Origin of the sequence: Paenibacillus sp. FSL R10-2748 (genome assembly GCF_038005565.1) — a bacterium.
In the GTDB taxonomy this organism is placed as follows: domain Bacteria; phylum Bacillota; class Bacilli; order Paenibacillales; family Paenibacillaceae; genus Paenibacillus; species Paenibacillus polymyxa_B.
The window spans coordinates 1,112,915-1,126,995 of sequence record NZ_JBBOTK010000001.1 but is presented as its reverse complement, the minus strand read 5'-3'; the positions used below and the strand labels follow the sequence as shown (position 1 = coordinate 1,126,995).

The following is a 14,081-nucleotide window of genomic DNA, read 5'->3' as shown; positions in this document are numbered from 1 at the left end:
AACCAAAATAATGAAAGTGACAAAGGAGGCGTAGATGATATGAAAATCACATATTATGGACATTCAGTTGTACTGGTAGAGGCAGAGGGGAAACGGATTATTATTGATCCTTTTTTGACGGGAAATCCTAAGGCAACCGTAAAAGCTGATGATATTCAGGTGGATGCCGTGTTGTTGACACACGGTCATGCTGATCATTTTGGAGATGCTGTTGAAATTGCCAAGCGCAATGATTGTCCAGTAATCGCGGTCGCGGAACTGGCTGAATATTGTTCATCCTTGGGAGCCAAAGCTCACGGTATGAATCTGGGTGGGGGTCACCACTTTGACGGTTTCCATGTGAAATTCACGCTTGCGTTCCACAGCTCATCTTTGACGGTGGACGGACAAACCGTTTACATGGGAGAGCCGGCGGGGATTTTATTGACCATGGGAGGCCAAACCTTTTTCCATGCAGGGGATACTGGCCTGTTTGGCGACATGCGTCTCATTGGGGAAACTAACTCCATCGATGCTGCGGTATTGCCGATCGGAGATGGTTATACGATGGGACCGGAGGATGCACTGCTGGCAGCAAAATGGCTGCGTGCAAGCCGCGTAATACCGGTGCATTACAATACGTTCCCGGGTATTGAGCAGGACGGAGACGGCTTCTGTGATCGTCTACACAAAGAAGGCATTGAAGGGAAAGCATTGAAGCCCGGCGAAAGTCTCGAATTTTAATACGGATATCTGATTTGCGGGAATACACTTGATGGTCTATAAACTCATCAAATCTCCTTTGTCAGCCTTTTCTGTTCCTTAGAGGAATAGGAAAGGCTGTTTTTTAAAAGTGAATATTTATACATAAAAATGAGATATTTTTGCATTGATACGTTGAAGCTGTAATGTAAAAGATTTATTATCACAATCATAAAAACTTTGAATTGCTAACATGATAGGTCAATGATAAAATGATAGAACTAATTAGATTCATCAGTGGAATCGACGTATTTTTCAAGTCAAGCCATTGCATAATTATTGAAAAACATACGCATTCAGCGGACCGTACCGCCTTGAATACGTCACATGTTTTGTCCCCCATTCCTCGTAGTTGTTCTTTGAGTTACCTCTTGTTGCCACTGTCTTCTATTCGGCCGCCTGTATTTCAGGCCAGCATGACTTTATAACAGAAAGGTTGCGTTCCATGAGACAGACAGGTTTACCACCCAAACAGGGACTATATGATCCCCAATTCGAAAAAGACGCCTGCGGCATGGGCTTTGTTGCCCACATCAAGGGAAAACCATCGCACGATATTGTAAGTCAGGCTTTGACCATGCTCGTGAATATGGAGCATCGGGGCGGTCAGGGAAGTGAACCAAACTCCGGTGACGGAGCAGGGATTATGATTCAGGTCCCTCATCTGTTTTTTCAAGAGGAAGCGGAGCGATTGGGTTTCAAATTGCCAAAGGCCGGACATTATGGCGTTGGTATGCTTTTTGTATCCAATGATCCCAAAGTTCGTGAGGTACATGAGCAGAAGCTAAGAGATATCATCGTGGACGAAGGTCAAAATTGTTTGGGTTTTCGCGATGTTCCAACTTATGACGAAATGCTGGGGAAATCGGCAAAAGCAGCTAAACCGGGCGTGCGTCAGGTATTCATCGGTCGCAGTAGCGATCTAAAGGAAGAGCTGGACTTCGAACGGAAACTGTATGTCATTCGCAAACGTGCAGAGCTTGCTATTCGCTATAACCAAGAGGATGAGAACGGTGAGTCGTTCTATATTCCAAGTTTGTCATGTCGCAAGGTTGTATACAAAGGAATGCTGACAACCGAGCAGGTAGGCAAATTTTATCTGGATTTGCAGGATGAGCGGGTGACATCGGCGATCGCGCTGGTCCATTCCCGTTTTAGCACGAATACGTTCCCGAGCTGGGACCGTGCGCATCCTTATCGTTTTATGATTCACAACGGTGAAATCAATACTATGCGCGGCAACGTGAACTGGATGCATGCTCGCCAGGCACAGTTTGAAAGCGAAGCGTTTGGTGGAGATATCAAGAAGGTAAAACCAGTCATTAACCCAGATGGCTCCGATACAGCCATGTTTGATAATACGCTGGAGTTTCTGTATCTGAGCGGACGTTCCCTTCCTCATGTAGCCATGATGATGGTGCCGGAGCCTTGGAACAAGCATGAAACCATGGACCCGAAGAAGCGAGCATTTTATGAATATCACAGCACCATGATGGAACCGTGGGACGGACCTGCTGCGATGGCGTTTACAGACGGTATCCAAATCGGAGCCATTCTCGACCGCAACGGTCTGCGTCCTGCACGTTACTATGTGACCAAGGACGATCTGATCGCACTGTCTTCAGAGGCGGGTGTATTGGATATTGCTCCTGAAAATGTGCTCTATAAGGATCGTCTCCGTCCGGGTCGTATGCTGTTGGTTGATACCCAAGAAGGCCGTATCGTTTCTGACGAAGAGTTAAAGGAACGTATCGCTTCCGAGGAACCTTATCAGCAATGGCTGGATGAGCACTTGGTTGATCTGGATGAGCTGCCAGAAGCACTAGAACAGCCGGAGCCTAAACATGAAAATGTAAATCAGCTTCAGCTCGCTTTTGGATATACGTTTGAAGAACTGCGCAAAATTCTGGAGCCGATGGCACTTACAGGTGCAGAACCGATTGGCTCAATGGGGTACGACGCACCATTGGCGGTGCTGTCTGATCGTCCGCAACGTTTGTACAATTACTTTAAACAAATGTTTGCCCAAGTCACGAACCCGCCGATTGACGCCATTCGTGAAGAGATTGTAACGTCAACCGCAACTACGATTGGGCCAGAGCGCAATTTACTGCATCCAGAACCGGAAAGCTGTCGTCAGATTCGTTTGGATTCGCCGGTGTTGTCGAATGAGGAGTTTGCCAAAATTCGCCACGTACACCGTCCGGGCTTCAAATCAATGACAATTCCGATCTTCTTTGAAGCGAAGGAAGGTGCTGAGGGCTTACGCAAGGCGCTGGAAGGATTGTTTGAGGCGGCTGACCGTGTCATTGACAAAGGTCATAACATCCTGATTTTGTCCGACCGTGGAGTGGATGCGGAAAATGCGGCCATTCCAGCGTTGCTAGCTGTTTCCAGCCTGCATCACCATCTGATTCAGCAGGGTACACGTACACGTGTGAGCATTTTGCTGGAGTCCGGGGAGCCAAGGGATATTCACCATTATGCGGTGCTGCTTGGATACGGTGTGAGCGCGGTTAATCCTTATCTGGCTTTTGAAACGCTGGATGTCATGATTCAGCAGGGCTTGCTGCGCGGCATCTCGCACGAAAAGGCAGTTAAAAATTATATTAAAGCGGCAACAAAGGGTGTCGTTAAAATATTGTCCAAAATGGGTATTTCCACGATTCAGTCGTACCGTGGAGCACAAATTTTTGAGGCTGTAGGTCTGAAACAGGATTTTGTTGACCGTTATTTCACCTGGACACCTTCCCGCATTGGCGGTATCGGTTTGGAGGAAGTGACTACGGAAGCGCTCGTTCATCATAACCGTGCTTTCACCGACAAGGACGGCAACGACAAAGTGCTGGATTCGGGCGGCGACTATCAATGGCGTAACGACGGGGAAGAGCATTTGTTTAACCCGCAAACGGTGCATTTGCTCCAGCAGTCGGTTCGCTCTGGAGACTACAAGTTATACAAGAAATACGCCAAGCTGGTGCAGGGCGAAACGGAACAGCATTTAACGATCCGCTCGATGCTTCAGTTGAAGCCTACGGGTGAGCCTGTGCCGCTGGAAGAAGTGGAATCCGCTGCATCCATTATGCGTCGCTTCAAGACAGGAGCCATGTCCTTTGGCTCGATCAGTCAGGAAGCGCATGAAGATATGGCGATTGCGATGAATCGGATCGGTGGCAAGAGCAATACGGGTGAAGGTGGGGAGAACCCTGCACGTTTCATTCCGGATGCCAATGGCGATTCTCGTCGCAGTTCGATTAAGCAGGTAGCGTCAGGCCGATTCGGTGTAACATCGAATTACTTGGTGAATGCCGACGAAATTCAGATCAAAATGGCGCAAGGCGCGAAGCCGGGTGAAGGTGGACAACTGCCAGGACGTAAGGTATACCCTTGGGTTGCTGAGGTACGTGGTTCTACGCCAGGAGTAGGTTTGATTTCACCACCGCCGCATCACGATATTTATTCTATCGAGGATTTGGCAGAGCTCATCTATGATCTCAAAAACGCCAATCCGCGTGCTGACATTAACGTGAAACTGGTGTCAGAAGTAGGCGTAGGCACGATTGCTACAGGGGTAGCAAAAGGCCGTGCTGACATTATTCTGGTCAGCGGTTACGACGGTGGTACAGGCGCTTCCCCGCAAGGCTCCATTCGCCATGCAGGTATGCCTTGGGAGCTGGGTCTGGCGGAGACGCATCAGACGCTGATGTTGAACAACCTGCGCGACCGCGTGGTATTGGAGACAGACGGCAAGATGCTGTCTGGCCGCGATTTGGTAGTAGCTGCCCTGTTGGGCGCGGAAGAATACGGCTTCTCTACAGCGCCGCTCGTGGCGTTGGGCTGTATTATGATGCGGGTATGCCAAATGGATACATGTCCGGTTGGTGTGGCTACGCAGAATCCGGAGCTGCGCAAAAATTATATGGGCGATCCTGCCCATGTGGTGAATTTTATGCGTTTCATCGCAGAAGATGTCCGTGAAATTATGGCGGAATTGGGCTTCCGTACAATTCAGGAAATGATTGGACGTACGGATTGTCTGGATACCGTGAACGCCGATTCGCATTGGAAGAAGAAGGGCGTAGACCTGAGCTTGCTGTTGCATGTTCCTGAGTTGGAAGAAGGTAGTGTACGTTACCGCGTACAACGCCAAAATCACGGTCTGGAAGAAACACTCGACATGCAGCAGCTCGTACCGATGGCTGCGGAAGCGCTGGAGAACGGAACGCCTGTTGAGGGTACCTTACCTATTACAAACGTAAATCGGGCGGTAGGAACGATTCTGGGCAGCGAGGTCACCCGTAAGTATGGAGCGGCGGGTCTGCCAGAGGATACGATTCGCTTTAACTTTATTGGATCGGCAGGTCAGAGCTTCGGGGCATTTATTCCGAAAGGCATCACGCTGAGCGTGGAAGGCGATAGCAATGACTATGTCGGTAAAGGGCTATCTGGCGGTAAGGTTATAGTGAAAAAGTCTCACAAAGCGACCTTTAAGGCAGAAGAGAACATTATTATCGGAAATACAGCCTTGTATGGAGCGACCAGCGGTGAAGCTTACATTAGCGGAATCGCAGGCGAGCGCTTTGCCGTTCGGAACTCCGGCGCACGTATTGTAGTTGAGGGCGTTGGGGATCATGGTTGCGAATATATGACGGGCGGACGTGTAGCGGTATTGGGTGGAACCGGACGGAATTTTGGAGCCGGAATGTCCGGAGGTATTGCATATGTCTATGACCCTGAGGGGACGTTCCTGAGCCGTTGTAATCTGGAAATGGTGTTGCTGGAAGGTGTGGAAGAACCTGCAGAAGCAGCGGATTTGCGCGGCTTGATTCAACGCCATGTCACTTACACGGGCAGTGAAGCGGGACAACGTATTTTGGATGATTGGCAGACTGCGATTCAGCAGTTTGTACGAGTGATTCCAAAGGATTACAAGCGTATGGTTGAACAGATCCAAAAAGAAGAGGCAACTGGTTTGAGCGGAGATGAAGCTCTGTTGGCAGCATTTGAAGCCAATATGCGTGAATTGGCGCGTGCCGGGGGCTAAAATGTAGACTACCAAATTTACTAAAAAAGGACTCGCTGAATACCGCTGTTATAATCACGGTGGTACCAGCAAGTCTTTTTTAGGTTGCTAAAAATGTGATTCATTTCCTTGACAAACGTCATAAATTCTGACATTACCCCCAAAATGTTTTCCTGAAACGGTAAATATGTTATAAAAAGTACCAAATTTTTTGGAATGTAACCGTTTACGTAAGAGTTTATGTCTTGTTATTTATTTTTGGATTGGTTATGATTTTTTTAGAGTACACAAACAAACCTAATATGCCCATCGTCCCTTCAAAACACAGAATAGGGTGACAGGATGAAGTTGAGGAAGTCAGCAGAAGACAAAATGATTTTTTTATACCGTTATGTATCACTATCTCTAACGTCACTTGTTTTTCTGTTCGAATCATCTAGGTTAATCGTGTGGCAGAAGCTATTACTGATTGGTTTTCTATTTTTATCCGTTACAGCATTTACTTGGATTTACCGTAAATACAGACTTCATGATATGGTATTGAAATGCAGCATTGCACTAGAAACAGCAGGGATCATTTTGTTGTTATTCCCAACCGGAGGGATGGATAGCCCGTTCAAATGGTATGTGATTACCCCCATGCTGGTGGCTTGTGCTCATCTGTCTATGAGATACAGTTGGACACTCCTCCTTTCTTATATCGGCTTGGTGCTTACATTTTGTTATATCTTTTTTACACCAGGTCAATATTTTTTGTGGGATCTTATATTGCAGAATATCAATTTGTTTCTGGTACTGATCGTAACTACGATGGCAATGCAGGTTATCGGCGTCATGAAGGACGAACTGAAGGTGGCTAAAGAACAAGCCAATGAGACGATGGATCATATCAAGTCGATTTACCACATCATGGAGACGACCAGCCACAATGAGGCTTTAAATCTCGGCCAGGTCATCTCAGACTATACTGTTAAGCTAACAAAGCAGAGCCGTGCATTTTTCTGGCTGGATAGTCAGGAGGAGGATGCACCGGAAAGTAGCCAGACAGGCTGGACGGTAGAGGAGGAGGAGCAGCTATTTGAGGAGCTGGGGAATTATCGGGAGGAATTCAGGGAAGAGCGTGAACCATTTTTCAGACATCTGCCAGAATGGGGCGATTTCCTCATGATCACAGTACCGATGACGACCCGTTTTGTAGCGACGATTGGCCTCAAGCTGGGCCCGGATCAAAGTCTGACAGGAAGACGCTGGCTCGTGCAACAACTGATATTCTTGGCTGAGCTGAGCGCTGTGTTCTTGGAGCGCTATGAGCTGGAGCGTATTGAAAATCAGCTGATTGTGACGAATGAGCAGAACCGAATTGCAAATGAAATGCATGACAATGTTTCTCAAAGTCTTTTTGGTATTGTGTACGCAACGCATTCTCTCCGGCAAACCTGGTGTCATCAGCCAAAGGAGCAGGTGGAGGAGCAAATTGATCTAATTCAGCAATCTGCTAACCAAGCGGTTAGAGAGCTGAAAGGGGCGATTCATAGTCTAAGCTCGAAAAAAAGCGGAGGCTCAACTTGGTTAGGGACGGTGAAAAGTCATCTCCATACACTCTCCAAGCTGAACCATGTACAAATTGATTTTGACATTCATGGTGATCATTATTCACTTCCGTATTTGTACCAAAAAGCTTTGTTCCGCATCATTTCCGAAGCGGCGGGGAACGCAATCCGTCATGGATTGGCCAAGCGAATTGATGTGAAGTTAAAATTGACGCCCCAAGTGATTAGACTGTCTATTCATGACGACGGAGTAGGGTTTGAGACGGCGAGAATGGTAGCAGGAGGTGAGGCGGTCAGTGCAGGCGGGGGCCTGGGCATGATGAATATGGAATATTTAGCTCAATCGATGGGAGGCGAATTTGATATTTCAAGTCGAATCGGAGAGGGAACACAGATCCGATTGTCCATTCCGGTAAATGCTTATGAATGAGGATTTTGCAAAATCCTCGAATAAAATGCGTGAACATTCTGCTATACAAAATCTGCGGTAACAATCGGATACATAGGGATTATGCAAATCCTGAACTGTAGACAGGAGGCCGAATCATGAAAATTGTCATTGTCGATGATCATCCTTTAGTACGGAAAGGACTCGCTGCGGTTATATCCATGCAGCCCAATGTTCAGTTTGCGGGAGAGGCCCAGAATCAACAGGAAGCACTTGTGGTGATCGAGGAAACAGATCCGGATCTGGTGCTGCTGGATTTGAAACTAGCTGATGAATCGGGGCTGGATATTATCAAGATAGCGCGCGGACGTGGTTTCAGAAGCAAATTTATTTTGCTGACCTCTTCCGCAACACGTGAAGATTTTCTGAAAGCAGAGGAAGCTTCCGTGGATGGTTATGTGCTTAAGGAAGCATTGCCTGAGGAATTAATTTACGCGATTCATCTTGTCAACAAAGGACGCAAATATTATGATCCGGCTATTCTCGAAAACAAGCTGCGTGAAGATGCGGGCAATCTGTCGGACGACCTGACGCCAAAGGAAAAGGAAGTGCTGGTCGAGCTGGGACAAGGAGCCTGCAATCGTGAAATTGCATCGCGGTTATTTATCAGTGAGTTCACAGTCAAAAAGCATGTCAGTCAGATCTTGGCCAAGCTGCGGCTGGCGGATCGTACGCAGGCAGCATTGTATGCTAATGCCATTGGTCTGGCGAAGTACGAGCCAACAAACATGGTATGATGCGCTGACTCTATAAGCTGCGCTGCACTTTTATATGCGAGTGGAAAGAAAAGCCTCAAAATCACCAAGCTTTGTGATTTTGAGGCTTTTTTCGATTTCTTTTTCCATAATCGACAAAGCATGGTACAAAAGTATACCATGCCGTATCCGAAAGTATACATTTCCCTCCCCCCATAGTGAGGGAGAAAGTGCCATTCGGTTCCATGTCGTTCACAGAGCCAATTGTTACAATAAAGTCATACTTAAATATGAAGAGAAATTGTATAGGAGGGAGGATTTTTGTGGAGAAAACCATTTTGGATTATCTAGTCCTGATCAAAAGAAGATTGTGGCTGATCGCAATTTTTGTCATTCTCTCATGTGTAACAACATACTTTGTGAGCGACAATGTTGTGAAGCCAGTCTATTCCGCTTCAAGCCAACTGCTGGTTAATCATATTTCCGCCAAGCAGGGGAGTAACAATCTGAACGACGTCAACACAAGTCTTAATTTGGTGGAAAGCTACAAGCAAATTCTCACTTCACCTAAAATTATGGACGCTGTTGTAGCGGCTCATCCCGAGTTCGGTTTGACGCAGCAGAAGTTGGCAGAGAAGCTGCAGATTAAATCCTCGGATAAAAGTCAGGTTATCGGTTTGACGTTTGAGGCAGGGAGCTATCCACAGGCCGCAGCGGTTGTAAACGCGGTAACCCAGAAATTCGTACAGACAGTTCCGGGATTGATGGAATTGAATAATGTGAAAATTTTAAATGAAGCGGACCCTCAGGCCAATCCTGACCCGATTAATGGGAACCCGCTCATGAATATTGCGATTAGTTTTCTCGTATCGCTGATGATTGCATTGGGCACGATTGTGTTCCTGGAAAGCATTAACGGCACGCTGCGCTCGGAGAAAGAAGCGGACGCGGACATCGGTATTCCGGTAATTGCATCGATTCCAGTCATTCGCAAGAAGGACGTCGATGGAGCAGCCGGAAATTCCAAAGAACGGGTAGGGGAGCGTAAATATGCTGCGATTGAATGACATGTTGATTACAGAAAGTAATCCATCATCGTATATCTCGGAATCATTTCGATCCCTCCGTACATACATCCGGCAGCAGGTGATTGGGCAAAAGGACCGTGGCACGGTTCTATTGTTGACCTCGCCGGAAAGCGGAGCGGGTAAAACTACACTGCTCGCCAACATCGGAGTTTCCTTTGCACAAGAAGGCAAGAAGGTGGCTCTGGTGGATTGCAATCTGCATAAACCAGCGCTGCACGAAATATTCGGAATGGAGAATACCGCAGGTCTATCGGCTTATTTGCGCGGTGGTGCTTCTTCCAAGTCTATCGTTAGGCATGGTGGGCTGGAGCTATCGGTTGTTCCCGGTGGAGACACCCTGTACAACGCGGCAGATCTGATCGGTAGCGAACGTATGGCTGAGCTGCTGGAAGAGCTCAAACGTGAATATGACATCATCCTGCTCGATTCGGCTCCGGCGCTGAATTATACGGATGCTCGCCTGATTGCAGGCTTGACGGATGGTGTGATTCTCGTTGCTAGACATGGTCGTACCAAACGGGAAGATCTACGCAAAACAAAGCAACTCATGGAGCAGGCCAGTGCGACGCTGGTTGGAATTGTGATGAATCAGGTGAAGTAAGCAACACCAAAATTCGATGAAGCAAGGAGAATGAGTGCGATGACGAAAAGAGTGAAAAAGGCCATTATTCCAGCAGCAGGGTTAGGTACGCGCTTCCTCCCTGCCACAAAAGCGATGCCTAAGGAAATGCTTCCAATTATCAATAAGCCTACGATTCAATATATCGTGGAAGAAGCGATTGCTTCTGGTATTGAGGACATTATTATCGTTACGGGTAAAGGCAAACGTGCCATTGAGGATCACTTTGACAACGCATTTGAGCTGGAATCCAAACTGCTCGAGGACGGTAAGCTGAAGCTTCTGGAGGAAGTACAGCGTTCTTCGGGAGTGGAAATTCACTACATTCGCCAAAAAGAACCCAAAGGTCTTGGACATGCGGTATGGTGCGCAAGACGCTTTATCGGGGACGAGCCGTTTGGTGTGCTGCTGGGCGATGATATCGTAACAGGTCAGAAACCTTGCCTGCGCCAGCTGATGGATCAGTATGAGGAAACTCAAAATTCGGTTATCGGTGTGCAGCGGGTACCGCAGGAATTTACGAACCGGTACGGCATCATTGAACCGGATCAGCAGGACGGACGCTTGTACCGAGTGAATAATTTTATAGAAAAACCGGCTCCAGGCACAGCGCCATCTGATTTGGCTATTATGGGTCGCTACGTGTTCTCGCCGAAAATTTTCAAATATCTTGATCTTCAGGAAAAAGGAGCTGGCGGCGAAATTCAGTTGACGGATGCGATCCAAAAGCTGAATCAGAGTGAGCGTGTGTACGCCTATGATTTTGAAGGCACTCGTTATGACGTGGGTGAGCGTCTTGGATATATTTTAACCACACTTGAATTTGCACTTGCCAGCGATGATTTGAAGTATCCGGTTATGGAGGCCATGAATGAATGGTTGAAAAAGACCGAGAAAGCAACCACGGCAGGTTGAGAGGGGGTACGTCAGCATGAGCATGGAAAATTTACCGGAGGACGGCGAGGCTGTCATGTCAGGTAAAGCGTTTTACATGCCATACGGAAATACACAAATTCAGGATAAAACGTCCTACCTGGTCACAAAACGCCTCCTTGATATGCTGCTGTCGTTCGTGGGCTTGATCGTCTTGCTTCCGCTTTTTGTAGTGGTAGGCGTTTTGATTAAGCTCGAAGACCCAAAGGGAAGCGTGTTTTTCAAGCAAACTCGGGTGGGCAAGAATGAGAAGTTATTCGATATGTATAAATTCCGTTCAATGGTGTCCAATGCAGAGGAACTGAAAAAGGACTTGATGGAGCTGAATGAAGTGAGCGGCGCCATGTTTAAAATTAAAAACGATCCTCGGATCACGAAAATTGGCAGTTTTCTGCGCAAGACGAGTATTGATGAGATTCCGCAGTTGTGGAACGTGTTGGTTGGCGACATGACCTTAGTCGGTCCGCGTCCGCCGTTGCCCAGCGAGGTCGAGCAATATTCCGATTATGATAAGCAACGCCTGATTGTAACACCGGGATGTACGGGTTACTGGCAGGTGAGCGCACGTAACAGTGTAGGCTTCGAAGAAATGGTGCAAATGGATTTGAAGTATATTCATGTTCGCAATACGTGGCTCGATTTGAAAATCATCATGAAAACTGGCGTTAAAATGCTGTTCTCCAAGGATGCTTACTGATGGATGCATTCAAGCGATGTCCCGCAGTGTCCGTCGTTATTTGCACCTATAACCGGGCGGACCTGCTGGAGAAAACGTTAATGTCCCTGCTGGAGCTGGAAGACCTTGCACTGGCTGAGATCATTGTGGTCGATAACCGATCCACCGATCATACAGCAGCGACGATCAAAAGGTTCACCGTCGCCCATGGTCAGAATATCCATCTCCGATATCATTATGAGCGCGAACAAGGACTGTCTGCTGCTCGCAATGCAGGCATTACGTTATCAAGAGCGGAAGTCATTGCTTTTCTCGATGATGATGCAATTCCGTGTGTTACATGGTTGCAAACGATTATGTCAGCATTCGGGAGCAATCCTGAGCTGACGGCTATGGGTGGGAAAATTGACCCTATGTTTGAGACGGAACGACCGGGTTGGCTAACAGGCCCGCTTGAACTGCCTTACACGATTATTGATCTGGGCAAAGCCGTTCGTGAATATCCGTCTGGACTGAATCCATTTGGAGCGAATATGGCGATGCGCAAAACGGCTTTTGCCGCCGTTATGTTCCCGCTTCATCTAGGCAGAAAGGGAGATATCCTTCTATCAGGTGAAGAATCGTGGGTATTTGAGCAAATCCGTAAAAATGGTGGAACGATTATGTATCATCCACACATGTCTGTGGAACATTTTGTGCCGTCTTCACGGTTAACGAAAGAATGGATCATGAACCGCTACTATTGTCAGGGCATGTCTAACGCTGCTCAGGCCGTAGGTCTGCGTGGCAACGCGATGCTGATGGCGAAGACGGCAGCCAAAGTGTTATACATCACTGTGGATTCCCTGCTGGCACGTAGTGAGGGCAGGAAGCTGTTGAACCGGTGCAGGCTTGAAAGTATCCGTGGGACGCTGGATACACTGCGCAACCGGAAAAGCGAGTCAGCTGCGGGGTGAAAGATGGAACATGAGTAACTATCCTTGGACTACTAGAATAAACACCATACAGCATGTTTTTATTTTTCTACTGGGCGCTCTTGCTGTAGGAATTGCGGCTACCTATCAGCCGGTGGTCAGTATTGCGGCGGTATGTTTACTGCTCTTGCTGGCTGTTTCCATACATCATCCGGAGCGCATCAGCTACGCTGTTTTGCTAAGTACAGCAGTCTCAGTCGATTCTCTGTATCAGGGTGGCGTGTTCGGTATTGAGATTTTGTCATTGTACAAATTGGGCATTTTGGCTCTGCTGGTGCCGTGTATGCTCGTGTATGGCATACGTCTCAAGTTCAGCTATCCGGTCTGGGCATTGGTGATCATGCTGGGGATTACATTTGGATTTTCAGCATGGCTGCCTTTGTTAACGACCTCGATTGCCGTCAAGGCGTTTGTCGGTTTATCACTCCCTTTCTTTTTTTTATTGATCCAGTGGAAAAAGGATGTAGCAGAAAAGCATATCCGACTGATCAGTCTGTTGCCAATTATTAGTGTGGTCATTGGGCTGGGTTTGCAGGTTCTGGGGCTGCATTCGTTTACGGATGTAGAATTTACGGGCGCAGTCAGAGTACAAGGAGCGAATATACCGCCGCATCTGGCAATGCTCTCCTTTCTCGGAATTGCCGTCTCTCTAATTGAGGTCAAGCGCAGACCCAAGCAAGCTGCTTTTTATTACACTGTGTTGGCACTGAACTTTCTGATTCTGATCGCCACCGGTACACGTGGACCGATTCTGGCATTGTTATTAATGTTTGCTGTGTATCTGTTTGATATTGCCCGTCAGTACCTCAAGGGGAAAGTCAATTATTTGCTACCGCTGGCCGGATCGTTTTTGGTTGCTCTGGGGGCGGTGGCCCTGCAATGGAACAATTTAAAAAAACGCTCCTTCGAACGGGAGACCGATACAGGCATTGACCTGTCGGGACGCTCGGAGGCATGGGAATATTTTTTGAACAGAGTACATGATTACCCTTGGTCAGGGAGAGGTCTTGGCGCGGTAACGGTCGCGAACGATGGGACATTATTCAATGGCTTTGTTGTACCGCATAACGAGTATATACGCTTTTATTTTGACACGGGATATATCGGTTGCGGGCTATTAATGCTTTCATTGCTGATCGTGTTCGCTCTCATTTACCGGTCGCTTGCCAAGTCTATCAAACCTTATTTTGTAAGCTTAATTGCAGGCTTTCTGATCTACTCGTTTTCAGATAATACGTTGTCGACGGTTCAGATGATTATTCCATTTTGCTGGTATTTGAACGCGTTATACCAGACATCTACTCAAACCGATTTTCGCAAAGAGAAGTGATACG

General features: G+C 47.4%; 10 protein-coding genes. All 10 read left to right on the top strand.

Going from position 1 to position 14,081, the window contains the following annotated elements; genetic code table 11:
* Positions 1-39 precede the first annotated feature (39 nt).
* The 10 genes from NSS66_RS05355 to NSS66_RS05310 all read left to right on the top strand — a co-directional run bounded on the left by NSS66_RS05355 (position 40) and on the right by NSS66_RS05310 (position 14,077).
* On the top strand, positions 40-723 hold the full coding sequence (locus NSS66_RS05355) for a metal-dependent hydrolase (RefSeq protein WP_071559048.1): 684 nt from the start codon (positions 40-42) through the stop codon (positions 721-723).
* A gap of 463 nt (positions 724-1,186) precedes the next feature.
* Positions 1,187-5,785, top strand: coding sequence for a glutamate synthase large subunit (gene gltB / locus NSS66_RS05350; protein ID WP_340958536.1), 4,599 nt, complete (start codon positions 1,187-1,189; stop codon positions 5,783-5,785).
* Between the two features lie 321 nt (positions 5,786-6,106).
* The gene (locus tag NSS66_RS05345) at positions 6,107-7,744 is read left to right on the top strand and encodes a sensor histidine kinase (RefSeq protein ID WP_028543112.1); all 1,638 of its coding nucleotides are present in this window, start codon (positions 6,107-6,109) and stop codon (positions 7,742-7,744) included.
* Between the two features lie 116 nt (positions 7,745-7,860).
* On the top strand, positions 7,861-8,499 hold the full coding sequence (locus NSS66_RS05340; RefSeq protein ID WP_013309148.1) for a response regulator: 639 nt from the start codon (positions 7,861-7,863) through the stop codon (positions 8,497-8,499).
* Between the two features lie 281 nt (positions 8,500-8,780).
* The gene (locus NSS66_RS05335) at positions 8,781-9,524 is read left to right on the top strand and encodes a YveK family protein (protein ID WP_023987416.1); all 744 of its coding nucleotides are present in this window, start codon (positions 8,781-8,783) and stop codon (positions 9,522-9,524) included.
* Positions 9,508-10,146, top strand: a complete 639-nt coding sequence (locus NSS66_RS05330) for a CpsD/CapB family tyrosine-protein kinase (RefSeq protein WP_340958535.1) — start codon at positions 9,508-9,510, stop codon at positions 10,144-10,146. Before NSS66_RS05335 ends, NSS66_RS05330 begins: the two co-directional genes overlap by 17 nt.
* Positions 10,147-10,185: 39 nt before the next feature.
* Positions 10,186-11,079 carry a UTP--glucose-1-phosphate uridylyltransferase GalU gene (gene galU, locus NSS66_RS05325; protein WP_013309151.1) on the top strand — a complete coding sequence of 298 codons (894 nt, stop codon included), beginning with the start codon at positions 10,186-10,188 and terminating at the stop codon, positions 11,077-11,079.
* 16 nt (positions 11,080-11,095) lie between these two features.
* Complete coding sequence (locus tag NSS66_RS05320) at positions 11,096-11,794, top strand: sugar transferase (RefSeq protein WP_013309152.1); 699 nt, start codon at positions 11,096-11,098, stop codon at positions 11,792-11,794.
* Positions 11,794-12,729, top strand: a complete 936-nt coding sequence (locus NSS66_RS05315; RefSeq protein ID WP_076295008.1) for a glycosyltransferase — start codon at positions 11,794-11,796, stop codon at positions 12,727-12,729. The genes NSS66_RS05320 and NSS66_RS05315 overlap by 1 nt, the downstream gene beginning before the upstream one ends.
* Positions 12,730-12,739: 10 nt before the next feature.
* The gene (locus NSS66_RS05310) at positions 12,740-14,077 is read left to right on the top strand and encodes an O-antigen ligase family protein (RefSeq protein ID WP_068938670.1); all 1,338 of its coding nucleotides are present in this window, start codon (positions 12,740-12,742) and stop codon (positions 14,075-14,077) included.
* Positions 14,078-14,081: the final 4 nt, after the last annotated feature.